This is a genomic window from Pseudomonas granadensis, from assembly GCF_900105485.1.
GTDB classification, from domain to species: domain Bacteria; phylum Pseudomonadota; class Gammaproteobacteria; order Pseudomonadales; family Pseudomonadaceae; genus Aquipseudomonas; species Aquipseudomonas granadensis.
In genome coordinates this window covers 4647144-4670521 of record NZ_LT629778.1, presented here as the reverse complement: position 1 = coordinate 4670521, position 23378 = coordinate 4647144, and the positions used below count along the sequence as shown (strand labels likewise).

General features: G+C 59.8%; 23 protein-coding genes, 4 tRNA genes and 1 pseudogene. 14 read left to right on the top strand and 14 right to left on the bottom strand.

Annotation, left to right across the window (positions count from 1 at the left end; translation table 11 throughout):
- Position 1: 1 nt before the first annotated feature.
- Positions 2-1102 carry a glycine oxidase ThiO gene (gene thiO, locus BLU52_RS20700; protein ID WP_090286406.1) on the top strand — a complete coding sequence of 367 codons (1101 nt, stop codon included), beginning with the start codon at positions 2-4 and terminating at the stop codon, positions 1100-1102.
- A gap of 130 nt (positions 1103-1232) precedes the next feature.
- On the opposite strand, the gene BLU52_RS20695 is transcribed toward thiO, so the two are convergent.
- From BLU52_RS20695 to BLU52_RS20680, 4 genes are all read right to left on the bottom strand, one after another.
- Positions 1233-2579 (bottom strand): sigma-54-dependent transcriptional regulator, encoded by a 1347-nt coding sequence (locus BLU52_RS20695; protein WP_090286404.1) that lies wholly within the window; start codon positions 2577-2579, stop codon positions 1233-1235.
- The gene (locus BLU52_RS20690; RefSeq protein ID WP_090286402.1) at positions 2576-4165 is read right to left on the bottom strand and encodes a sensor histidine kinase; all 1590 of its coding nucleotides are present in this window, start codon (positions 4163-4165) and stop codon (positions 2576-2578) included. The genes BLU52_RS20695 and BLU52_RS20690 overlap by 4 nt, the downstream gene beginning before the upstream one ends.
- Positions 4155-4397, bottom strand: a complete 243-nt coding sequence (locus tag BLU52_RS20685; RefSeq protein WP_090286400.1) for a PP0621 family protein — start codon at positions 4395-4397, stop codon at positions 4155-4157. The genes BLU52_RS20690 and BLU52_RS20685 overlap by 11 nt, the downstream gene beginning before the upstream one ends.
- Positions 4398-4523: 126 nt before the next feature.
- Positions 4524-5540, bottom strand: a complete 1017-nt coding sequence (locus BLU52_RS20680) for an outer membrane protein assembly factor BamD (protein WP_090286399.1) — start codon at positions 5538-5540, stop codon at positions 4524-4526.
- A gap of 151 nt (positions 5541-5691) precedes the next feature.
- Here BLU52_RS20680 and rluD point away from each other — a divergent pair, with 151 nt between their 5' ends.
- The 9 genes and pseudogenes from rluD (at position 5692) to BLU52_RS27375 (ending at position 12572) form a co-directional block, all read left to right on the top strand.
- Positions 5692-6654, top strand: coding sequence for a 23S rRNA pseudouridine(1911/1915/1917) synthase RluD (rluD, locus tag BLU52_RS20675; RefSeq protein ID WP_090286397.1), 963 nt, complete (start codon positions 5692-5694; stop codon positions 6652-6654).
- The gene (gene pgeF / locus BLU52_RS20670) at positions 6651-7373 is read left to right on the top strand and encodes a peptidoglycan editing factor PgeF (protein ID WP_090286395.1); all 723 of its coding nucleotides are present in this window, start codon (positions 6651-6653) and stop codon (positions 7371-7373) included. The genes rluD and pgeF overlap by 4 nt, the downstream gene beginning before the upstream one ends.
- Positions 7374-7503: 130 nt before the next feature.
- On the top strand, positions 7504-10068 hold the full coding sequence (gene clpB, locus BLU52_RS20665) for an ATP-dependent chaperone ClpB (protein ID WP_090286393.1): 2565 nt from the start codon (positions 7504-7506) through the stop codon (positions 10066-10068).
- Between the two features lie 298 nt (positions 10069-10366).
- Positions 10367-10442: transfer RNA gene (locus BLU52_RS20660), tRNA-Asn, on the top strand.
- Between the two features lie 9 nt (positions 10443-10451).
- Positions 10452-10528: transfer RNA gene (locus BLU52_RS20655), tRNA-Pro, on the top strand.
- A 5-nt stretch (positions 10529-10533) separates the two neighbouring features.
- Positions 10534-10609, top strand: a tRNA-Lys gene (locus BLU52_RS20650).
- Between the two features lie 97 nt (positions 10610-10706).
- Positions 10707-10783, top strand: a tRNA-Pro gene (locus tag BLU52_RS20645).
- 163 nt (positions 10784-10946) lie between these two features.
- Positions 10947-11669, top strand: a pseudogene (locus BLU52_RS27380) (MCP four helix bundle domain-containing protein); the annotation flags it as partial.
- A 39-nt stretch (positions 11670-11708) separates the two neighbouring features.
- Positions 11709-12572 carry a methyl-accepting chemotaxis protein gene (locus BLU52_RS27375; protein ID WP_408003571.1) on the top strand — a complete coding sequence of 288 codons (864 nt, stop codon included), beginning with the start codon at positions 11709-11711 and terminating at the stop codon, positions 12570-12572.
- Positions 12573-12632: 60 nt separating this feature from the next.
- On the opposite strand, the gene BLU52_RS20635 is transcribed toward BLU52_RS27375, so the two are convergent.
- The 5 genes from BLU52_RS20635 to BLU52_RS20615 form a co-directional block, all read right to left on the bottom strand.
- Positions 12633-13040 carry an HvfA family oxazolone/thioamide-modified RiPP metallophore gene (locus BLU52_RS20635; protein ID WP_090286388.1) on the bottom strand — a complete coding sequence of 136 codons (408 nt, stop codon included), beginning with the start codon at positions 13038-13040 and terminating at the stop codon, positions 12633-12635.
- 450 nt (positions 13041-13490) lie between these two features.
- A complete protein-coding gene (locus tag BLU52_RS20630; protein ID WP_090286386.1) occupies positions 13491-14789 on the bottom strand; it encodes an NAD(P)/FAD-dependent oxidoreductase in 1299 nt (432 codons plus the stop codon).
- A gap of 66 nt (positions 14790-14855) precedes the next feature.
- Positions 14856-15029: a DUF3094 family protein gene (locus BLU52_RS20625; RefSeq protein WP_090286384.1), complete on the bottom strand. Its 174-nt coding sequence runs from the start codon at positions 15027-15029 to the stop codon at positions 14856-14858.
- Positions 15030-15080: 51 nt separating this feature from the next.
- Positions 15081-15608 carry an MOSC domain-containing protein gene (locus BLU52_RS20620; RefSeq protein WP_090286382.1) on the bottom strand — a complete coding sequence of 176 codons (528 nt, stop codon included), beginning with the start codon at positions 15606-15608 and terminating at the stop codon, positions 15081-15083.
- Positions 15605-16231 carry a DUF1780 domain-containing protein gene (locus BLU52_RS20615; protein ID WP_007909887.1) on the bottom strand — a complete coding sequence of 209 codons (627 nt, stop codon included), beginning with the start codon at positions 16229-16231 and terminating at the stop codon, positions 15605-15607. Before BLU52_RS20615 ends, BLU52_RS20620 begins: the two co-directional genes overlap by 4 nt.
- Before the next feature lie 117 nt (positions 16232-16348).
- Between BLU52_RS20615 and BLU52_RS20610 the strand changes: the two genes are divergently transcribed.
- Entirely contained in the window at positions 16349-17038 is a 690-nt protein-coding gene (locus tag BLU52_RS20610) for an energy-coupling factor ABC transporter permease (protein ID WP_090286380.1), read from the top strand.
- A gap of 65 nt (positions 17039-17103) precedes the next feature.
- Positions 17104-17319: a hypothetical protein gene (locus BLU52_RS20605; RefSeq protein WP_090286377.1), complete on the top strand. Its 216-nt coding sequence runs from the start codon at positions 17104-17106 to the stop codon at positions 17317-17319.
- 6 nt (positions 17320-17325) lie between these two features.
- Here BLU52_RS20605 and yacG read toward each other — a convergent pair whose 3' ends face one another.
- Genes yacG through pilB form a run of 5 tightly spaced genes read right to left on the bottom strand, consistent with a single transcriptional unit; the run spans position 17326 to position 21937 of the window.
- Positions 17326-17526 carry a DNA gyrase inhibitor YacG gene (gene yacG, locus BLU52_RS20600; protein ID WP_016773149.1) on the bottom strand — a complete coding sequence of 67 codons (201 nt, stop codon included), beginning with the start codon at positions 17524-17526 and terminating at the stop codon, positions 17326-17328.
- Positions 17523-18146: a dephospho-CoA kinase gene (gene coaE, locus BLU52_RS20595; RefSeq protein WP_090286375.1), complete on the bottom strand. Its 624-nt coding sequence runs from the start codon at positions 18144-18146 to the stop codon at positions 17523-17525. The genes yacG and coaE overlap by 4 nt, the downstream gene beginning before the upstream one ends.
- Positions 18143-19015, bottom strand: a complete 873-nt coding sequence (locus BLU52_RS20590; protein WP_090286373.1) for a prepilin peptidase — start codon at positions 19013-19015, stop codon at positions 18143-18145. Before BLU52_RS20590 ends, coaE begins: the two co-directional genes overlap by 4 nt.
- A gap of 1 nt (position 19016) precedes the next feature.
- Positions 19017-20234, bottom strand: a complete 1218-nt coding sequence (locus BLU52_RS20585; RefSeq protein ID WP_090286372.1) for a type II secretion system F family protein — start codon at positions 20232-20234, stop codon at positions 19017-19019.
- Between the two features lie 2 nt (positions 20235-20236).
- Positions 20237-21937, bottom strand: coding sequence for a type IV-A pilus assembly ATPase PilB (gene pilB, locus BLU52_RS20580; RefSeq protein WP_090286370.1), 1701 nt, complete (start codon positions 21935-21937; stop codon positions 20237-20239).
- Positions 21938-22162: 225 nt separating this feature from the next.
- Between pilB and BLU52_RS20575 the strand changes: the two genes are divergently transcribed.
- Positions 22163-22585 (top strand): pilin, encoded by a 423-nt coding sequence (locus tag BLU52_RS20575; RefSeq protein ID WP_090286368.1) that lies wholly within the window; start codon positions 22163-22165, stop codon positions 22583-22585.
- Between the two features lie 297 nt (positions 22586-22882).
- The gene (locus tag BLU52_RS20570) at positions 22883-23236 is read left to right on the top strand and encodes a BON domain-containing protein (RefSeq protein WP_090286366.1); all 354 of its coding nucleotides are present in this window, start codon (positions 22883-22885) and stop codon (positions 23234-23236) included.
- The last annotated feature ends 142 nt before the right edge of the window (positions 23237-23378 follow it).

Below are 23378 nucleotides of genomic sequence, written 5' to 3'. Positions count from 1 at the left end.
CATGACCAGGCAACAGCAAGTGGTGATTGTCGGTGGCGGGGTGATAGGCCTGCTGACTGCCTACAATATCGCCTCCGAAGTGCGCAGCGTGGTGCTGCTGGATCGTTCGCACCTTGGCCAGGAATCGTCCTGGGCGGGCGGCGGTATCGTGTCGCCGCTGTACCCGTGGCGTTATAGCCCGGCGGTCACCGCGCTGGCGCACTGGTCGCAGGATTTTTATCCACAGCTCGGCGCGCGGCTGTTTGCCGACACGGGTGTTGATCCAGAAGTGCACACTACCGGCCTGTACTGGCTGGACCTGGATGACGAAGCCGAGGCACTGGCGTGGGCCGAGCGCGAAAACCGCCCGCTGCGCTCTGTGGATATCTCCGCGGCGCATGACGCGGTGCCGGTGCTGGGCGGCGGTTTTTCGCGCGCGATCTACATGGCCGATGTTGCCAATGTGCGCAATCCGCGGTTGGTGAAATCCTTGAAAGCAGCGTTGCAGGCGTTGCCCAACGTGACCATTCACGAGCAGTGCGAAGTCAGCGGCTTCGCCCGTGACGGTGAGCGTGTGATTGGGGTTGAAACGGCCGGTGGTGTCATCGCTGGCGATCAGGTGGTACTGACCGCCGGGGCGTGGAGCGGCGACTTGCTCAAGACCCTGAAGCTGACGCTGCCGGTGGAACCGGTCAAAGGGCAGATGATTCTCTACAAATGCGCTGCGGACTTCCTGCCGAGCATGGTGCTGGCCAAGGGGCGTTATGCGATTCCGCGTCGCGACGGGCATATTCTGATCGGCAGTACGCTGGAGCACGCAGGCTACGACAAGACGCCCACCGACGGCGCGCTGGAAAGCCTCAAGACCTCGGCGCTCGAGCTGTTGCCGGCGCTGGCCGATGCCGAAGTGGTCGGGCACTGGGCCGGGCTGCGTCCGGGCTCGCCGGAGGGGATTCCTTACATCGGCCGGGTGCCGGGGTTCGACGGTTTGTGGCTCAATTGCGGGCACTACCGTAACGGGCTGGTGCTGGCGCCGGCGTCGTGTCAGTTGTTTGCCGATGTGATGTTGGGCAGGGCGCCGATTATTGATCCGGCGCCGTATGCGCCTGAGGGTCGTATTTGAGCTGATAAGTCTTCGGTGTCTGATAGGCCGTCATCGCGAGCAGGCTCACTCCTACAATTGTCCTTTGGTGTACACAAAAAGCAGGCACATCACAGATCCATGTGGAGCGAGCCTGCTCGCGAAGGGGCCCTCAATCCAGACCGAGTTTCTTCAGCCGGTAACGCATCGACCGAAACGAAAGGCTCAAGCGCTGCGCCGCCGCCGTGCGGTTCCAGCGCGTCTCTTCCAGCGCCTGCAGGATCAGCTTGCGCTCGACGTTCTCTAGATAATCTTCGAGATTGTCGATTTGCGTCAGATCGGCAATCGCGCCGTCTGTCGCACTGTTGCCCTCGCTAAGGCGCAGATCTCCGGCCTCGATCATACGGTTCTCGCACAGGGTATGGGCTCGCTCGAGGACGTTTTCCAGTTCCCGTACATTGCCGGGGAAGCGGTAATTCTTCAGCGCCTCCAGCGCCTGCGGATGCAGGCTCGCGGCAGGCTGGCCGGTGTCCTTGGCCAAACGCTTGAGCATGTGCATCGCCAGCGCCTGGATGTCATCGCGCCGCTCGCGCAGAGACGGCACGCGCAACTCGATTACGTTCAAGCGGTAGTACAAATCCTGACGAAAGCGCTCGGCGGCGACCTCGGCATCGAGGTCCTTGTGCGTGGCGCAAAGAATCCGCACGTCGACCACGGTTTCCTGCTGACCGCCGACACTGCGCACGGCTTTTTCCTGGATGGCTCGCAGCAGCTTGACCTGCATCGACAATGGCAAATCCGCCACTTCATCAAGAAACAATGTGCCGCCATGGGCCGCTTGAAACAGCCCTGGCTTGTCCTCGACCGCGCCAGTGAAACTGCCTTTGCGATGGCCGAAAAATTCGCTTTCCATCAACTCCGACGGAATCGCCCCGCAGTTGACCGGCACGAACGGCTGGCTGGCGCGCGGCCCTTGTTCATGGATCAGCCGGGCAACCAACTCCTTGCCGCTGCCTGATTCACCGCTGATGTACACCGGCGCCTGACTACGGGCGAGTTTGTCGATCTGCTTGCGCAAGTTGCGCATCGGCGGTGAATCGCCGAGCAAATGCCGATCGATCGGTGTGCAATGGCCACCGGCCGCCGGCATGCGCAAGGCACTGCTGACCAGCTCGCGCAGGCGAGTGAGGTCAACCGGTTTGGTCAGAAAGTCGAACGCCCCGGCCTTCAGCGCATTGATTGCGGTTTCCAGGCTGCCATACGCGGTGATCATCGCCACCGGCAGTTGTGGATAACGTTGCTGGATGTGCTGCACCAGCTCCAGCCCCGTGCCGTCGGGCAGGCGCATATCGGTCAGGCACAGATCGAACGCTTCGCGCAGCAAAAGTGCTTGTGCCTCGGCGAGATTGCGCGCGCTGTAGGTGTCGAGTTTCATCCGGCCTAGAGTGATTTCCAGGAGTTCGCGGATATCCGGTTCGTCGTCAACAATGAGAATTTTTTGCCGTGGGCTTGTATTCAACTTTGTTTCCGTCCGTGAGCAAAGGTGATGCGAAAGCAGCCGCCGCCTTGGCGTGATTGAAAGTCTAGGCGCGCTTGGTTGCTTTCGCACAGCTCACGGGACAGATAAAGACCCAGGCCGGTGCCCTGGCTGCTGGTGGTGAAGAACGGTTCGAACAGGTGCGCCTGTTCTTCGGCCGGTACGCCGGGGCCGTTATCCTGTACCTCAAGTACCGCCAACTGGCTGTCGGGGTCGGTGAACAACGCCAGCCAGACCTCAGCCTGTTCGTGCAGCAGGGCGCTGTGACGCCAGCCATTGCGCAGCAGGTTGTCGAGGATCTGCCGCAGCTGGTTCGGGTCCATCAGCGTGGTGAAGTCCCCGGAATTGATCCGCAGATGGATCTGCTGGCGCTCGCCGGCCTGCTCGCGGCTTTCGGCAACGAAGTTCTCCAGCCACGGTTTGAGGTCCAGCCGTTGCGGGGCACTCTGCTGACGACGGGACAGTTGCAGGACGTTTTCGATAACTCGATTCATGCGTTGAGAGTGGTCTTGAATAATCTGCGTCAGACGCCGATCGGCACTATCGAGTTCCTCGGACTCGGCCAACAGTTGCGCGGCATGGCTGATCGCCCCCAACGGATTGCGGATTTCGTGGGAGATGCCGGCGGTCAATCGGCCGAGCGCGGCGAGCTTCAATTGCTGCGCCTGCTGGGTGATTTGCGCCAGATCTTCAAGAAACACCAGGGTGCGCGGATTTGGGCTCTGCTCTAGCGCGATGAAGTTCGGTTGAAGTTCTATGCCATTGCCAGGGACTTTCAGGCTTTGCGGACGCAGGGTCGGGTTGTTCATCCACAGTTGCAGGCGCTCGACCAGCGCCGGCGAATACTCATCGATCAAGTGGCCCTGCAGGTGCGAGCGGGCGAGCAGGATTTGCGCGCTGTGATTGGCCAGCAGCACGCGACGCTCATGATCGAGAACGAGAATGCCGGTGCGCATGCGTTGCAGGATCAAGGCATTCAGAGCTTCAAGGCTAACCACTTCGCTGGCGCGCTGCTCGGCCAGGGTTTCGCTGACCTCGAGGCGACGGATAAGCCCCTGCACCAATAGCGAGGCGGCAAAGCACAGCGCGCCGAGCGTACCGGCCTGCAGGTATTCATTGGCGCTCAGGGGATGGCTAAAACCGAGCAGGAAACTCGAACCGACAATGCCCAGCGCGGCGATGGCTGCAATCAACAGGCCGATGCGCCGGCGCAGCAGGGTGTTGCTGATCGCCACGGAGACAATCAACAAGTTGCCCAGCGCACTGCCAACGCCGCCTGCTGCGAAGAACAAACCGCACAGAAGCAACACGTCGACCAGTGCCAGGCTGAACAATTGCCCGGGCCGACGGGTATTTTCGAGAAACACCACCAGCAGAATATTCAGAACCAGATACAGCCAACTGCCGCCGCGCAGCAAGTCGTCGTTGGCCGACGTCAGCAGGCGGTTGTCCATGTTGCTTGAAATCAGCAACACCAAGGTGATGCCGACGCTCAGACGGTACAGATGATAAAGACGCAGCAGACGCTGCGCCTGTTTGCTGTCGGTGGTGGCGGCCTCAGCGACCACTGGCGCCCGGGCCTTGCTCGAGATGAGCCTGGCTGCAATACCACTGTTGCTGATTGCCCAGCGCGCGATCGCGCGGCAAGTGCACGCCGCAATGGGCACAGCGCACCATGGGCGCCGCGTCTTGCTCGCGAGAATTGCGCTGGGACTGATTGGAGGCGGCGGGGGCCTTGAATTTACGCCAGAGCCAGATGGCGGCGAAGATCACGGCGATCCAGAACAATAAACGAAGCATGATGAGCGGCTTTTCGACTGATGATCCGGCAGTTTAGCCAAGGACCCGAGCAGCGCACAGCCTATTAAATCGCCGCAATAAAAAAGGGAGATCCGCCGATCTCCCTTTTTGTTACCGCCAGTGTGTTCAGTCGAACACACCGAAGGTCATATAGCTGAACCACGAACGGTCGGTGTCGGTGGATTCCGGCTCCGGCTCTTCGATCACGTCGCCGTTTTCGTCTTTCGGCTTGAGCTCGTTCGGGATCGCGTCTTTGGCATCCTGGAACTGCTTCTGTACGTCCTGGTTGGCGCGGGTTTCGCCCGGTGGCAGCGGTGGACGCGATTCGATCAGGCCCAAAGTCGCCTTGCTCAGGAACGAGCGGTTGTCGGCTTCGGCAACGCGCGGCACGAACTGGCCGTCCTGCAGGCTCGGGTGATCCGGGTAGTTAAGCTTCAAGGTTTCCAGACTGGTGGCCGCCAGATCGTCCAGGTGCAGACGCTGGTAGGCTTCGGTCATCACCGCCAGGCCGTCGCCGACCGATGGGGTTTCCTGGAAGTTTTCCACCACGTAACGGCCACGGTTGGCGGCGGCGACGTAGGCCTGACGGGTCAGGTAGTAGTCGGCCACGTGGATTTCGTAGGCCGCCAGCAGGTTGCGCAGGTAGATCATGCGCTGCTTGGCGTCCGGCGCGTAGCGGCTGTTCGGAAAGCGGCTGGTGAGCTGGGCGAACTCGTTGTACGAGTCACGGGCCGCGCCCGGGTCACGCTTGGTCATGTCCAGCGGCAGGAAGCGCGCAAGCAGGCCGACGTCCTGGTCGAACGAGGTCAGACCCTTGAGGTAGTACGCGTAATCCACGTTCGGGTGCTGCGGATGCAAACGAATGAAACGCTCGGCGGCGGACTTGGCAGCTTCCGGCTCGGCGTTCTTGTAGTTGGCGTAGATCAACTCCAGTTGAGCCTGATCGGCGTAGCGACCGAACGGATAACGCGACTCCAGAGCCTTCAGCTTGGCTGTGGCGCTGGTGTAGCTGTTGTTGTCCAGATCAGTCTGAGCCTGCTGGTACAGCTCGGCTTCGCTGAGGTTTTCGTCTACGACTTCCTTCGATGAGCAAGCAGCGGTCAATGCGAGGATGGCGATCAGCAGCAGGTGTTTCACTTGCATGGCGGCTTGCGTCCCTATGACGGCCGCTGTCTTGGGCGGGGCCGTCCTGTTATGATGAGCGCCCCGTTGAAAAGCCTCGGGGCAAAAGACGCCGTATTTAACCACAAGCGCGCAGCCGAAACCAAAGGCTGTGCCGACGCCCAGTCCGAGCATGTCCGATAAAATAGAACTTCGCGCAGAGGTGCCGTCCGAATTGGGCGGCCAACGCCTCGATCAAGTCGCCGCCCAACTCTTCGCTGAGCACTCGCGCTCGCGCCTTTCCGCCTGGATCAAAGAAGGTCGCCTGACTGTGGACGGGGCGGTGATCCGCCCGCGCGACATCGTGCATGGCGGTGCCGTCCTCGAACTGACGGCCGAGCAGGAAGCCCAGGGCGAGTGGATCGCCCAGGACATCGAGCTCGACATCGTCTATGAAGATGACGACATTCTGGTGATCAACAAGCCTGCGGGCCTGGTGGTGCACCCGGCTGCCGGTCACGCCGATGGCACCCTGCTCAATGCCTTGTTGCACCACGTGCCGGACATCATCAATGTCCCACGGGCCGGCATCGTCCATCGTCTGGACAAGGACACCACCGGTCTGATGGTGGTGGCCAAGACCATTCAGGCGCAGACCAAACTGGTCACGCAGTTGCAGAGCCGCAGCGTCAGTCGCATCTATGAATGCATTGTCATCGGTGTGGTCACCGCCGGGGGCAAGATCAACGCGCCGATCGGTCGTCACGGCCAGCAGCGCCAGCGCATGGCGGTGATGGAGGGCGGCAAGCCTGCGGTCAGCCACTATCGCGTGCTGGAGCGTTTCCGTTCGCACACCCATGTACGGGTGAAGCTGGAAACCGGTCGTACGCACCAGATCCGCGTGCACATGGCGCACATCAACTTCCCGTTGGTCGGCGACCCGGCGTACGGCGGGCGTTTCCGCATTCCGCCTGCAGCGAACCCGACCATGGTCGAATCGCTCAAGCACTTCCCGCGTCAGGCCCTGCACGCGCGTTTCCTCGAACTCGATCACCCGACGAGCGGTGAGCGGATGAGCTGGGAATCGCCGCTGCCAGAAGATTTCGTCTGGCTGCTGACCCTGCTCAAGCAGGATCGCGAGGCATTCGTCGGATGAACTGGCTGACGCCGGACTGGCCTGCGCCGGCCAGCGTCAAAGCCTGCGTCACCACCCGCGAGGGTGGTGTCAGCGAGGCGCCGTTCGACAGCCTCAATCTGGGCGATCATGTCGATGATCATCCGCAGGCGGTCGCCGAGAACCGTCGGCGTCTGACCGAGCACTTCTCCATACAGCCTGCCTGGTTGCAGCAGGTGCACGGGATTACCGTGGCACAAGCTGATCCGGAGGTAGTCGCGACTGCCGATGCCAGCTGGACGACAACCCCCGGAATTGCCTGCACGGCGATGACGGCGGACTGCCTGCCAGCATTGTTCTGCGATCGTGCCGGCACTCGCGTTGCTGCGGCTCACGCCGGTTGGCGCGGTCTGGCGGCGGGTGTGCTTGAAGCCACCCTCGACAGCCTCGATGTTACACCTGAGGACGTGCTGGTCTGGCTCGGCCCGGCCATCGGCCCGCAAGCCTTTGAAGTCGGAGCGGAAGTGCGCGAAGTCTTCGTCAAGCAGTTGCCGGAAGCGGCGACGGCTTTCGTGCCGAGCGACAACCCCGGCAAGTTCATGGCCGACATCTATCAGCTGGCGCGCTTGCGTCTGGCTGAACGGGGTGTCACCGCTGTTTATGGTGGCGGTTTCTGCACCGTGAGCGATCCGCGCTTCTTCTCGTATCGCCGTGCGCCTCGCACGGGTCGCTTCGCCTCCCTGATCTGGCTCACCCGCTAAACTGTCTGATCTGCATCAACCCGCTGACGCTTGAATCTTGCAGAATCGACCGCATCTATAGCGGTATCTGGCAGGTTTCTTTATTCAGGATGGTTTCTTAGGTCCGGCCTGCTCAAAAGGAAGGTGACCCATGCGTATAGACCGTTTAACCAGCAAATTACAGTTGGCCTTGTCCGACGCCCAGTCGTTGGCCGTCGGCCATGATCATCCGGCCATCGAGCCGGCGCACTTGATGCAGGCCATGCTTGAGCAGCAGGGCGGTTCGATCAAGCCGCTGCTGATGCAGGTAGGCTTTGACGTCAACAGCTTGCGTAAAGAGCTGACCAAAGAGCTCGACCAATTACCGAAAATCCAGAACCCGACCGGCGATGTGAACATGTCGCAGGATCTGGCGCGCCTGCTCAATCAGGCTGACCGCCTGGCCCAGCAGAAGGGCGATCAGTTCATTTCCAGCGAACTGGTGCTGCTAGCCGCGATGGACGAGAACAGCAAGCTCGGCAAGTTGCTGCTCGGTCAGGGTGTGAGCAAGAAAGCCCTGGAGAACGCGATCAACAACCTGCGTGGCGGCGAAGCAGTCAACGACGCCAATCACGAGGAGTCGCGGCAAGCGCTGGATAAATACACTGTCGACCTGACCAAGCGTGCCGAAGACGGCAAGCTCGATCCGGTGATCGGCCGTGACGACGAAATCCGCCGTACCATTCAGGTTCTGCAACGCCGCACCAAGAACAACCCGGTGCTGATCGGTGAGCCTGGCGTAGGTAAAACCGCCATCGCCGAAGGCCTGGCCCAGCGCATCATCAACGGTGAAGTGCCGGACGGCCTAAAGGGCAAGCGTCTGCTGTCGCTGGACATGGGCGCGCTGATTGCCGGTGCCAAGTACCGCGGTGAGTTCGAAGAACGCCTCAAAGGCCTGCTCAATGAGCTGTCGAAGCAGGAAGGGCAGATCATTCTGTTCATCGACGAACTGCACACCATGGTCGGCGCCGGTAAAGGCGAAGGCTCGATGGATGCCGGCAACATGCTCAAGCCTGCATTGGCACGCGGTGAGTTGCACTGCGTCGGCGCGACCACGCTCAACGAGTACCGCCAATATATAGAGAAGGACGCGGCGCTCGAGCGGCGTTTCCAGAAAGTGCTGGTGGATGAACCGAGCGAAGAAGACACCATCGCGATTCTTCGTGGCCTCAAAGAGCGTTACGAGGTCCATCATAAAGTCGCGATTACCGACGGCGCGATCATCGCCGCGGCCAAGCTCAGCCATCGCTACATCACCGATCGGCAATTGCCCGACAAGGCCATCGACCTCATCGACGAGGCCGCCAGCCGCATCCGCATGGAAATCGACTCCAAGCCGGAAGTGCTGGATCGTCTGGAGCGGCGCCTGATTCAGCTTAAAGTCGAATCCCAGGCACTGAAGAAAGAAAGCGACGACGCAGCGAAGAAACGTCTGGAAAAACTCCAGGAAGAAATCGAGCGTCACGAGCGTGAGTATTCCGACCTGGAAGAAATCTGGAACTCGGAAAAAGCCGAGGTGCAGGGTTCTGCGCAGATTCAGCAGAAGATCGAGCAATCGCGCCAGGAGCTGGAAGCGGCCCGCCGCAAAGGCGATCTGAACCGCATGGCCGAGTTGCAGTACGGGGTGATCCCGGATCTGGAGCGCAGCCTGCAAATGGTCGACCAGCACGGCAAGAGCGAAAACCAGTTGCTGCGCAGCAAGGTCACCGAGGAAGAGATCGCCGAAGTCGTGTCGAAATGGACCGGCATCCCGGTGTCGAAAATGCTCGAAGGCGAGCGCGACAAGCTGATGAAGATGGAAAGCCTGTTGCACAAACGCGTGATCGGTCAGGAAGAAGCAGTCGTGGCAGTGGCCAACGCGGTACGCCGTTCGCGCGCCGGCTTGTCCGACCCGAATCGTCCGAGCGGCTCGTTCATGTTCCTCGGCCCGACCGGTGTCGGTAAAACCGAGCTGTGCAAGGCGCTGGCCGAATTCCTCTTCGATACCGAAGAGGCAATGGTGCGCATCGACATGTCCGAGTTCATGGAGAAACACTCCGTGGCTCGTCTGATCGGCGCACCACCGGGCTATGTCGGCTATGAAGAGGGCGGTTATCTGACCGAAGCGGTACGGCGCAAGCCTTACTCGGTGATCCTGATGGACGAAGTCGAGAAGGCGCACCCGGATGTATTCAACATCCTGCTGCAAGTGCTCGAGGATGGGCGCCTGACCGACAGCCATGGCCGTACGGTGGATTTCCGCAACACGGTGATCGTGATGACCTCGAACCTTGGCTCGATGCAGATCCAGGAACTGGTCGGTGATCGTGAAGCGCAGCGTGCAGCAGTGATGGACGCGCTGACGTCGCACTTCCGTCCGGAGTTCATCAACCGTGTCGACGAAGTGGTGATCTTCGAGCCGCTGGCGCGTGATCAGATCGCGGGCATTACCGAGATCCAGCTGGGCCGTCTGCGCAGCCGTCTGGCCGAGCGTGAGCTGAAGCTGGAGTTGAGCCCGGAGGCGATGGACAAGCTGATTGCCGTCGGTTACGACCCGGTCTATGGCGCACGGCCGTTGAAGCGTGCGATTCAGCGCTGGATCGAAAACCCGCTGGCGCAGTTGATCCTTTCCGGTCACTTCATGCCGGGCGACACCGCAACCGGCACCGTCGAGAACGAGGAAATCGTTTTCAACTGATGCGATGCGTCAACGGAAAAACCGAGGCCCCACATTGTGGGGCCTTTTTTTTCGTTAGGCTGTTGAACTCAAAGGAAAAGGCTTGTAAAGTGCGCCCCGCAGTCAGTCGCCGGCAGCGTTTCAACTCACTGGGTTGAAAACTGAAATAAGTTGCAAATCATTAACTTGAAAGCAATTTAGGGGGTTGACAGAGGTGTTCTAGGTTGTAGAATAGCGCGCCTCAGACACACGAACGCAGCGATGCGAAAGCGGTGTCGAGAAGCTTCAGGTTTCACCGTTGTAAATTGAAATATGTAGTTCCGTGATAGCTCAGTCGGTAGAGCAAATGACTGTTAATCATTGGGTCCCAGGTTCGAGTCCTGGTCACGGAGCCAATTTCAAACCGGGGTATAGCGCAGTCCGGTAGCGCGCCTGCTTTGGGAGCAGGATGTCAGGAGTTCGAATCCCCTTACCCCGACCATTTTTGGGTCGTTAGCTCAGTTGGTAGAGCAGTTGGCTTTTAACCAATTGGTCGTAGGTTCGAATCCCACACGACCCACCATTTTTGAAACCAGTTAGCGCTGGGATCGAATCTTAAGATCAGAGGCCAAAAGCGCTGATCGAAGAAGGCGATCTTTGAAAGGTCGCCTTTTTTTTACCGGGGTATAGCGCAGTCCGGTAGCGCGCCTGCTTTGGGAGCAGGATGTCAGGAGTTCGAATCCCCTTACCCCGACCATATTGAAAATCCTCGTATCGAAAGATACGGGGATTTTTTTTGGCTGCTGAAAAGGCAAATCCCTTCAAGTCGTCATACAACCGGCCGATAGCCCGCTAACACGAGGGGACTGCCATGGCTTCGCCCCTCGCATCTGGCCAATACAAGAATAAGGGCGTTCGTCATGTTGCTTCGTCAGTTGAATATTGCTCCGCGGGCTGCCTTGGGCTTTGCCCTGATCGCGGTATTGGTGGCCTTGCTGGGCGTATTCGCCCTCGGGCAGATGTCGAGCATTCGCGACAGTGAAGTCGCCGTGGAGACTCAGTGGCTGCCGAGCATTCGTGGTGGTGACGAGATCCGCGAGCTGATGCTGCGTATCCGTACCATCTCCTTGCGCATGGCGCTGGACGAAGACCCGAAGAACATCCCGACTTACCGCGGCCAGATGGACACCCGCGATAAAGAGCTCAGCGAAAAAATCACTGCCTACGACAATCTGGTCACCACGCCCGAGGGGCAGCAGCTCTACGACCAGTTCAAGCAGACCTTCGCCGCTTACCGCACCGGGATTGCCCAATCGTTCACTCTGGCCGAGCAGGGCAAGCGTGACGAATTGACCAAACTGCTGCTCGTCGACATGAAAACCGTGGTCGATGGCTCGGGCAAGCAACTCAATGACCTGGCGGATCTGTTCGCCAAACAGGTCGCGCTGGAAAGCCAGAAGTCAGCCGCTCATTACGCCACGTCGCGCACCATCGTCAGCGTGTTCATCGCACTGGCGGCGCTTGCGACCGTGGCGCTTGCCATGCTGCTGACACGCAGCATCGTGCGACCGCTGAGCAGTGCAGTCAGCGCTGCGGAAAGCGTGGCTCAGGGCGATCTGACCCGTCCTATCGAAACTCAGGGCAATGACGAAGTCAGCCGTTTGCTCAAGGCACTGGCGACCATGCAGCAGAACCTGCGCGAGACCTTGCAGGGCATCAGCGGCTCGGCCACGCAACTGGCCTCCGCTGCCGACGAACTCAACGCAGTGACGCTCGACAGCTCCCAGGGCCTGCAGCAGCAGAACAATGAAATCGAACAGGCGGCCACCGCGGTCAACGAAATGACCACGGCAGTGGAGGAGGTCGCGCGCAACGCCGTTTCGACCAGTGACGCCACTCGCCAATCCAGCGATTCGGCGCAACTGGGGCAGGAGCGGGTCAGCGAGACTGCCAGCGCCATCAGTGCCCTGGCCGCTGATGTGCAGCACACCGGCGAGTTGGTGCAATCGTTGGCCAATCAGTCCCAGGACATCGGCAAGGTGCTCGACGTGATTCGCGCGATTGCCGAGCAGACCAACCTGTTGGCGCTCAACGCGGCGATTGAAGCGGCGCGGGCCGGCGAAAGCGGGCGTGGTTTTGCCGTGGTCGCCGATGAGGTGCGCGCGCTGGCCCATCGCACCCAGCAATCGACCCAGGAAATCGAGCAGATGGTGCAGGGCATGCGCAACGGTTCGAGCCTGGCGCTGGAGTCGATGCAGGCCAGTGCCGCGCGTGCGAGCACCACGCTGAGCATGGCGGCGCGCGCCGGTGAAGCGTTGCAGACGATCACCGCGTCGGTGCACGAGATTCACGAGCGTAATCTGGTCATCGCCAGCGCCGCCGAGGAACAGGCGCAGGTGGCGCGGGAAGTGGATCGCAATCTGGTCAATATTCGCGACCTGTCGGTGCGTTCGGCCGCGGGGGCCGATCAGACCAGTGCCTCCAGCCACGAATTGTCGAAACTGGCCAACGCTTTGCAAGGCATGGTGCGGCGCTTTCAGTTGTAAACGGCAGACATGAAAAAGCCGCGCTTGTGTTTAAAAAGCGCGGCTTGATTGCCTGCTGAATCAGGCGCCGTCTTGATCCTTCAGATGCTCGAACAGGCCTTTGGGCATCTTCTTGCCATTGGCTTCGAAGTTGGCCTTCACGTTGTTGTAGGCCTCTTGCTCGTCGATGAAACCGTCATGGTTGGTGTCGATCTTGTCGAAGTCGGACTTCGGCGCGACCTTGATGAACTCCGCACGGGACACCTTGCCGTCACCGTCGCTGTCGGTCTTGGCCATCGAAGCATCGCCGCATTTACCTTCACCGCATTTGCCTTCCGGTGCTTTCACCGAGGTTTCCGCCGAGGCAACCATGTAGCCCTGCGCCAATGGCTGAGCGGCAAATACCGAACCGGACAACATCAGCCCACCGGCGAGCGCGGCGCCGAACAGGCCAATGGATTTTTTACCGAGGGTCGAAGTACGCGACATTGACATTCTCCTGGCTGCACAGCGCAGCCACACGTTAAGGACGAAGCCCTGAGCAGGTTTGCTCGGGTGTGGCCATTAAGCGGCGGCGGTGTATCGCGACTGTGTCGTGGCGCGCGGGGTTTGTAAGAAAAAGTGAGATCTGCGCATGCAGATACAGTGCGAAACATATCTGCCATTCAACACAAAATCCTGCGGGAGCGAGCCTGCACGCGAAAGCGTCAGATCAGTCGGCCACATTGCTGACTGACAGAATGCATTCGCGAGCAGGCTCGTTCCCACAGGGATAGTGGTTAGCTTTAATTCCGAGCCCGGCACAAAACAGTGTGGGAGCCAGCCTGCTGGCGATGAGGGCGTGTCGGGCAATACATCAGCCGGATGACACTCCGCAATCGCCAGCAGGCTGGCTCCCACAGGGGTGGTGTGTTGATCAAAACTCTCGACAGGCCTTGATCAATGCAGCTTCAGACGCGGTTCGGTACCGCGGCCGATCTTGCTGCCGAGCATCAGCATCGCCGTGCGAAACGGTCCGTACAACGCCATCTGGTGCATGCGGTACAACGATACGTAAAACATCCGCGCCAGCCAGCCTTCGAGCATCACGCTGCCCGTCAGGTTGCCCATCAGGTTACCCACCGCCGAAAAACGCGACAGCGAGATCAGCGAGCCGTAGTCGGTGTATTTGTACTCCGGCAGAGTCTTGCCTTCGATGCGCAGCTTTAGCGACTTGGCCAGCAGCGAGGCCTGTTGGTGTGCCGCTTGGGCCCGTGGCGGTACGTTGCGATCGCTTCCCGGTTGCGGGCATGCGGCGCAATCACCGAAGGCGAAGATGTTTTCGTCGCGCGTGGTCTGCAGGGTCGGCAGCACTTGCAGCTGATTGATGCGGTTGGTTTCCAGACCGTCGATGTCCTTGAGGAAACCCGGTGCGCGAATACCCGCCGCCCAGACTTTCAGGCTGGCCTTGATCTGATTGCCGTCGGCGGTGATCAGGCTGTCGGCAGTCACTTCGCTGACCGAAGCATTGGTCAGCACATTGACCCCGAGTTTTTCCAGGGTCTTGTGCACCGGCCCGCTGATGCGTTCCGGCAGCGCGGGCAACACCCGTGGGCCGGCCTCGATCAAGGTGATGTGCATGTTTTCCGGTTTGATCCGGTCCAGACCATAGGCCGCCAGTTCATGCGCAGCGTTGTGCAGCTCGGCCGCCAGTTCGACGCCGGTGGCGCCGGCACCGACGATGGCCACGCTGATCTGCTCGACCACATCGGTCTGCCCGGCGTGCGCACGCAGATAGTGGTTGAGCAGTTGCTGGTGAAAGCGCTCGGCCTGCTTGCGGGTGTCGAGGAACAGGCAGTGCTGCGCCGCGCCCTGAGTGCCGAAATCGTTGGTGGTGCTGCCGACGCTGATCACCAGCGAGTCGTACGGCACTTCACGCGCCGGGACCAGTTCGATGCCGTTTTCGTCGTAGGTGGCCGCCAGCTGGATTTTCTTCTGCGCCCGATCAAGCCCGCTCATGCGCCCGAGCTGGAACTCGAAGTGATTCCATTTCGCCTGGGCAACATAGTTGAGTTCGTCTTCGGAAGAGTTCAGCGACCCGGCGGCCACTTCGTGCAGCAGCGGTTTCCAGATGTGGGTGAGGTTGGCGTCGACCAGCATCACGCTGGCGGTGCCGCGCTTGCCCAGGGTCTTACCCAGACGGGTAGCCAACTCCAGACCGCCGGCGCCGCCGCCGACAATGACAATACGATGGGACATAGGGATAACTCGCAAGGTTTTGAAAGGAATTCTTTGTCATCGTTACCTCTGCGAGCGCCAAGCAGCTCAAAGCGTCAGGTAACTGATGAATCGGCTCAACAGGCCAAGACCAATGGTCACTGCCAGCACCAGCACCAGGAGCAGCCACGGCCGGAAAGGTCGGCGCTCGACTCGGTGCTGGGACAGCTGCAGGTACTCTTCGACATGCTTTTGGTCTTCGGGTTTCAGGCGGCTGGTCATATTGGCCTCGTCAGGTAGACGTTGCTGAATGGGCACACGCTACAGCAGTTTTTATCCGGGATTGAACGCAGCATAGCCGCTGTCCGGCACCGGTTCGACGCTGACCCGGTCGTCGAGGCGAATGATCCCGCTTTGTAACACCCGAGCGGTGATTCCGCCATGTCCGCGCACCGCTTGAAAGGTGCCCGGGCCGAGGTTGTTCTGCAGGCGGGCACACGGTTGGCACCAGCCAGTGGTTTCGAATATTGCCTGACCGATGCGAAAACGCCGACCCTTCAGACTAAACAGATTGATACCGCTGATGACCAGATTACGCCGCAGGTCGTCGGGCCTGATCAAGTTGTCATCGGCGCGGCCCATCAAGGCGTTGATCACCGCCAGATGTTCCCACTGAATCAGCGTCACCTGGCGCGCGTTACGCACACCGGGGCGGGCGTGATCGCCTGTCAAGCCAGCCTCCAGACGTGCCTCCACGGCATCGAGCTCAAGCATCGGCCCGCGTGATTCGGGACGCACGCCGATCCAGCGTACTCGTCCGGTTTGCGGCACATCGGCAATCAATTGTTGGAGTGGCGTCACAGGCTGATCCCGACATCAAACACAATGCTGCGCCCCAGGTTGCTGCGCAGAAAATCCGGTGCATCCGGGTGTGCGAACAACACGCGGGCGAACGTCGGGCCGACCAGCGACAGCGAGCGCCAGCCCTGACGCAAATATTCGGTCGGCGGTGGAAAGTGACTGTTCAGGTCCAGCACTTCGCGTTTGAGGCTGGCGAAAGCAATGATGTCCAGTTCGCCCAGATCCATGCCGCGTTCCTTGTAGTTGTGGGCTTTCTTGCGCAGGGTCGGGGCCAGCCGCAGGAGAAATTCGTTGGCCGGAATCCGCTTGGGCTTGGCTTCACGGCGCACCAGTTGACTGAGGGAAAATGCGCTGCGGCGCCGCTGCAGTTCATCGCGCCATTCATCGTTGAGCCGACGACCTTCATCGAGCACAAAAAATACTTCGAAGTTGGCATCACGAAACAGCACATCCGGCGGCTCACCGGCCGGCGCGAATTCGTCGGCGCGGTAGGGGATGTTGAGACCTTGCAGCAGGCGTTGGCAAACCCAACGCTCACGCTCCCATTTGCGGGCATTGGACAGAAAGGCGTTGGCTTGCTCGGCCGCGATGGTCAGCAGGCGTAAATAATCTGAGTCATCCATAAGCCCAAGCTTAGCGTTCAAATGCGACAAACAGATAGCTTTGCATCGGCTGGTGCGCATCCGGTGGCGGTGTAGACTGCGACGAGGCGGTATGTCCATGGAGCAGGTGAGGGAATCATGATTGGTGCCGAACTGCTGTCCTCGGCGAGTCTGACGCTCGGCTGGCTGATCTATCTGCCGGTGCTGCTGTGGGCGATCGTGCGCGCGCCGTGGGTCGAGTTGTTCAGTGACAATCGGCGTCAGCATTTGCTGTTCGCAACGGTGTTCGCCTTGTTTCTGCTGTGGCTGATGCGCCGGGATTTCGATACCGGCGTGTCTTATCACTTCCTCGGCATGACCGCGGTGACCTTGCTGCTGGACTGGCCGCTGGCGGTCATTGGCGGGCTGGTGGCGCAAATCGGCCTGGTGCTGCTCGGGCGGCAGGATCTTGCGGCACTCGGGGTCAATGGTGCCTTGTTTATTTTGCTGCCGGTGCTGGTCACCGAATGCGTAGCCATCCTTGTCGAGCGTGCGCAGCCGCGCAATCCGTTCGTGTACATCTTCTGTTCCGGTTTTTTCGCTGCGGCATTGTCGGCGCTGTTGTGTCTGATCTTCAGCCTGACGTTGCTGTGGTTCGACGGTCTGTTCGCCATGCCGGAGTGGCTTGAAGATTTCATTGGTTACGTGTGGCTGATCATTTTCCCCGAGGCCTTCATCAACGGGATGATCGTCAGTGCGCTGGTGGTGTTCAGTCCGGAATGGCTGGAAACCTTCAACCGTACGCGCTACCTCTCGGCGCCGTGGAATGACGACGATCGCAAGCCTTGATCCACATCAAATCCGCCATCGGCGGAAAATTTCATGCTCACGCAAATCCCTTCAGGAGCAGCGGCATGAGTGTGTACGAATGGGCGAGGCAGGAAACCCGGCAGAGTCTGGAGATGGCGCAGGAGGTCGGGTTTGACCCGGGGTTGAGCTTGCGCGCCTTGCTCAGTGCCGTGGTGCAGCAGAGCAAGGCGGTGCGCAACGCCGAAGATCTGGCCGACGAGTTGCATTTTCTTGCGGAAAACCTCGACGACCAGCAGGACTACGCCTTCATGCGGCCCTGATCGGGCTCAGTGACGCGGGTCGAAATCGCCGGAAAACAGCTCGTCTTCGGCATCCGGAGCGACCGGAATCTTGTGTTCTTCCGAAGCCCAGGCGCCAAGGTCGATCAGCTTGCAGCGGTCTGAACAGAACGGGCGAAACTTGTTGGCCGGGGTGAATTCCACGGGGGCGCCACAGGTCGGGCATTCAACGGTTGGGATCTGGCTCATGCTTGGCCTCCGGATAAAGTCAGGTAAAAGTGATGCAGACGCTCGATCTCGCTGTGCAGCCAGGCGAGGTCGCGGTCGTTGACCACCACGTCGTCGGCGCGGCTCACGCGATCTTCGCGGCTCAGTTGGGCCTTGAGGATCGCCTGAACCTGCTCGGCGCTGGTCTGGTCACGTTGCAAGGTGCGTTCGATCTGCAGTGGTTGCGGGGCGTCGATCACCAGGATCCGCTGGGTCATGCTGTATTGCCCGGACTCGATCAACAGCGGCGAAACCAGAATCGCATAAGGCGATTTTGCCAGCGCCAGGTGATGAGCGATTTCCTCGGCGATCAACGGATGCAGCAGCGCTTCCAGCCAGCGCCGTTGCTCCGGCACTTCGAAGATCAGCTTGCGCAGGGCTGCACGGTTCAGCGTGCCGTCGCTTTGCAACACCTCGGCGCCGAAATGATCGGCAATCTGCGCCAGCGCCGGGCGCCCGGGCTCGACCACCCAGCGTGCCGCGTGGTCGGCATCGACGACATGCACGCCGAGGTCGATGAAGTGCTGCGCCGCCGCGCTTTTGCCGCTGCCGATGCCGCCGGTGAGGCCGAGAATCCAGGGTTTTTCCACAGGGGTATTCATTTCAAACCGACAGACTGCCAATAGAAGTCGGTTATTTGACCACCCCAGAGCAAGGCAATCCAGCCGGCAATGGCCAGATAGGGACCGAAAGGAATCGGCGTCGAGGTTTTTTGCTCGCGCAGGCGCAGCAGGATCACGCCGATCACCGCGCCGACCAGCGATGCCAGCAGGATGGTCAGCGGCAGAATCTGCCAGCCGCCCCACGCGCCCAGCAGTGCCAATAATTTAAAGTCACCGTGGCCGATGCCGTCCTTGCCGGTCAGCAGCTTGAACAGCCAGAACACCGACCACAGCGCCAGGTATCCGGCCACCGCACCCCACAAAGCATCATGCAAAGGTACGAACAATCCGAAGCTGTTGACGATCAGCCCCAGCCACAACAACGGCAGCACCAGTACATCGGGCAGCAGTTGATGCTCGGTGTCGATCAGACTCATCGCCAGCAGTCCCCAGGTGAGGAACATCAGCAAACCCGCCTGCCAGCCGAAACCGAAATGCCAGGCTATGAACGCCGACAGCACTCCGCAGGCCAACTCGGTCAGCGGGTAACGCTTGCTGATCGGTGCAGCGCACGCCGAGCAACGTCCGCGCAGGCACAGGTAGCTCAGCACGGGAATGTTTTCCCAGGCGCGAATCCGATGCGCGCAATGCGGGCATTCGGAATGCGGCAGCATCAAGTTGTAAGTGGGTTGCGGCGTTTCGATCGGCAGGCCAAGTACATCGTGTGCCTGCTGGCGCCAGTCGCGCTCGAGCATTTTTGGCAGGCGCCAGACCAGCACATTGAGAAAGCTGCCAACCACCAGCCCGAGCAGCAGCGCGGCGCCGACAAAGGCCAGCGGATAGAGGCCGAACAATTCGTCGAGCGGCATATCAGACCGCTGAGCCGAGCTGGAAGATCGGCAGGTACATGGCCACCACCAGACCGCCGACGACGACCCCGAGCACGACCATGATGAACGGCTCCATCAGGCTGGTGAGGTTGTCGACCATGTTATCCACTTCCTCTTCGTAAAAGCCGGCGACCTTGTCGAGCATATCGTCCAGCGCCCCGGACTCTTCGCCAATCGCGGTCATCTGCACGGCCATGGTCGGGAAGACCCCGGTGCTGCGCATGGAAAAATTCAGCTGCATGCCGGTGGAGACGTCCTGGCGGATCCGCAGGATGGCACGTTTGAACACGACATTGCCCGCAGCGCCCGCTACCGAGTCGAGGGCTTCCACCAGCGGCACGCCGGCAGCGAAGGTGGTCGACAAAGTGCGGGCAAATCGCGCCACGGCGGACTTGTACATCAGCGTGCCCACCAGCGGCAGTTTCAGCAGCCAGGCGTCGCGGCGATCGCGTAATGCCTGAGAGGTTTTCAGTGCATGGCGAATGCCGAAAAACGCCGCGATCAGCGCGCCGAGAATCGCCCACCACCACGCCTGCATGAATTCAGACAGGCTGATCACCATCAAGGTGAACCCAGGCAACTCGGCGCCAAACCCGGAAAACACCGACTGAAACTGCGGCACCACTTTCACCAGCAAAATGCCGGTCACCACGGCCGCCACCAGAAGGACGGCGCTCGGGTAGGTCATGGCTTTCTTGATCTTGGCCTTGAGCGCTTCGCTTTTTTCCTTATAGGTGGCGACGCGTTCGAGCAGGGTGTCGAGTGCCCCGGACTGTTCGCCGGCATCGACGAGGTTGCAATACAACTCGTCGAAGTATTGCGGCTTCTTGCGCAGCGCCGCGGCGAAGCTGTTACCGGCGGCCACCTCTTGTTTAACCTCGTCAATGACTTTGCGCATCGCCGGGTTTTCGAAGCCTTCGCCAATGATGTCGAACGACTGCAACAGCGGCACGCCGGCCTTCATCATCGTTGCCATTTGCCGGGTGAACAGGGCGATGTCCTGAGCCTTGATGCGTTTGCCGAAACTCAGCAACGAGGCCGACTTCTTGCGCACCTTGCCCGGAGTGATCCCCTGTTTGCGCAACTGCGCCTTGATCAATGCGGCATTCTGCCCGCTCAGCTCACCGGTGACTTTGCTGCCTTTGCGGTCCGTACCTTCCCAGGCGTACGTGCTGGTTTTCGCTGCCTTGACCGCCATGTTCAATCCTTGGTGACCCGGTTGATTTCTTCCAGGCTGGTGGTGCCTTGCATGGCCTTGTGCAGACCTGCGGTGCGCAGATCGTCGAAGCCGTCGCGGCGCATCTGCATATCGATTTCCAGCGAGTTGCCTTCGGCCATGATCAGGCGTTGCAGCTCAGGCGTGTTCTTCACCACTTCATAAATCCCCACGCGTCCTTTGTAACCGCTGTTGCAATGATCGCAACCGACCGGCTCGTAGATCGTGAAACTGCCGATGCGTTCCTCGGGGAAGCCTTCCTTGATCAGGGTTTCACGTGGCACTTCAATCGGTTTCTTGCAGTGATTGCACAGCTTGCGTGCCAGGCGCTGAGCGATGATCAGACTGACCGAGGTAGCAATGTTGAAACCGGGAATGCCCATGTTGTGCAGACGGGTGAGGGTTTCCGCGGCGCTGTTGGTGTGCAGTGTCGAAAGCACGAGGTGGCCGGTCTGCGCGGCTTTAATGGCGATCTCGGCAGTTTCCAGGTCACGGATCTCGCCGACCATGATCACGTCCGGGTCCTGACGCAGAAACGAACGCAGGGCCTGGGCGAAATCCAGCCCCTGGCGCGGATTGACGTTGACCTGATTGATGCCTTCCATGTTGATCTCCACCGGGTCTTCGGCGGTGGAGATGTTGATGTCGACGGTGTTGAGGATATTGAGCCCGGTGTACAGCGACACGGTTTTCCCCGAACCGGTAGGACCGGTGACCAGTATCATGCCCTGCGGCTGTTTCAGCGCGGCCATGTACAACTCTTTCTGTTCCGGCTCATAACCGAGCGCATCGATACCCATCTGCGCGCTGGACGGGTCGAGAATCCGGATCACCACTTTTTCGCCCCACAGCGTCGGCAGGGTGTTGACCCGGAAGTCGATCGACTTGCTTTTCGACAGGCGCATCTTGATCCGCCCATCCTGCGGTTTGCGCCGCTCTGAAATATCAAGGCTGGCCATGACCTTCAGGCGCGCGGCGATGCGCCCGGCCAGTTGAATCGGCGGTTTGGCGACTTCACGCAGCATGCCATCGGTGCGCATGCGCACCCGATAGTTCTTTTCATAAGGCTCGAAGTGCAGGTCTGAAGAACCGCTTTTGATCGCATCGAGCAGCATCTTGTGGACAAAGCGCACCACCGGCGCGTCGTCGGCGTCGAGCCCGCCGATGGCGTCCTGTTTGCTGTCGCTGACGGATTCGACGTCAAGGCCATCGAGGTCGACGTCGGCCATTTCTTCCAGGCCGGTGGCATGGTTATCGAAGAACTTGTCGATGGCATCGCTGAGCTTGTCATCCTCGACCAGTATCGCTTCGGTACTCAGGCCAGTACTGAACTGAATATCACTGATTGCCTGCTGGTTGCTCGGGTCGGAGAGGCCGACGAACAGTTTGTTGCCGCGTCGCCACAATGGTAGAGCGCAGTGCTGGCGTATCAGTTTTTCGCTGACCAGGCCCTTGGGCTGGGTTTCCTTATCGAGGCAACTGAGGTCGAGCAGGGCCATGCCAAAGTGTTCCGAGGCAATCTCGGCGATCTGCCGGCTCTTCACCAGTTTGTTGTGCACCAGGTAGTTCACCAGCGACACGCGATTGCGCTGCGCCTGCTGCCAGGCTTGCTGGGCACTTTGTTCCGTCAGCAGTTCGGCCTGCACCAGTTGCTTGGCCAGACCGCTCAGAGCGATGTCATTCATGGGGATTCCGCGTGCTTGCCGTTCATGACTTATAGCCTAGTCAAGTGACAGCGCCAAACACGGCCGGTGCAGGTGACAAAAAGTGTCAGATAGTGCGGTTGCAGGTTGTAGGAAACGGCGCAGTGCGCAGTTCGCGTCCATCAGGCAGGGCTCCGGGGCATTGGCATGGCCTATGCTGGGTCTCTTTCAGATCATGAGATTTCCCCTCATGCATGGAGCGTGTCTATGAAAAAACAACAAGGTTTTACCCTGATCGAGCTGCTGATCGTGGTGGCGATCATCGGTATTCTGGCGACCATTGCCTTGCCGCAGTATTCGAAATATCAGGCGCGGTCGAAGGTGACGGCGGGGCTGGCGGAAATCAGCGCACTGAAAATACCGTTTGAAGATACGATCAACCAAGGGACGAACCCGACACTGGCGATTGTGAAGGGCGATGCAGTGACCACCACTTCCAACTGTGCTTTGTCTGCTTCGGGGACCGCTGCAGACGGTGCGGGTACCATCGTTTGCACGATTGCCAACGCTCCGGCACCGGTGTTGGGGAAAACCATTACGCTGACTCGTACGGCTACGACTGGCTGGGCATGCACAACCAACGTTTCACCTGATTACTCACCTAAAGGCTGCACTGCCAGCGGTACATAGGTTGCTGCCGCAGGACCCGATGCCCCGCCTCTGCGGGGCATTTTTCATGGCGCTGCGCTTGAAAAAAGCTTCAATAATTTCAGCAGCTTATGAACTTTCCGAAAAACCGCAACTTGCATGCGAATAAACAGCGAGTCATGCAAAATGCATGAAAACGAAAAATTCACTTTTTACTAACATATTGTTTTTAAACGATTTTATCGGATCAAAAAAGTTGGCACAGCGTTCGCAACTACCTTGGTAACCCTGCTGAAGACATATCCCAGCAGACTTTCCAGAAAAACAGGAGTTACTCGTATGAAGAAGTTCGCTATCACTGCCGCTGCTACCGCTCTGACCCTGACCATGGCTGGCGGCGCTTTCGCCCAGACCACTCAGGCTACCCAGTCGCCAATGGTTCTGGCTGCCGGTGAAGTTACCGAGATGAAGCAGGACACTTCCGATACCTGGATCACCACCAAGGTCAAAGCTGATCTGGTCACCGAAAAAGGCATTCCAGGCACCGACATCAAAGTAGAAACCAACAAAGGTGTGGTATCCCTGTCGTCGACTACTGCAGTGACTGAATCGCAGAAAGACGTAGCCGTGGCCATCGCCAAGAAAATCAAAGGCGTTAAAGCGGTCTCCGCTGACGGCCTGAAAGCCGAGTAAGGCAAGGCTTCTCGCCTGGACCGGGAGAAGACGCGACAGACGGGCCGAGCCATACGTCTGCCGCACCTTTAGAGTTCATGCGAACGGTCACACGGAGGTGACCATTACAGGCCCCGGCACTTGTGTCGGGGCCTGTTCTATT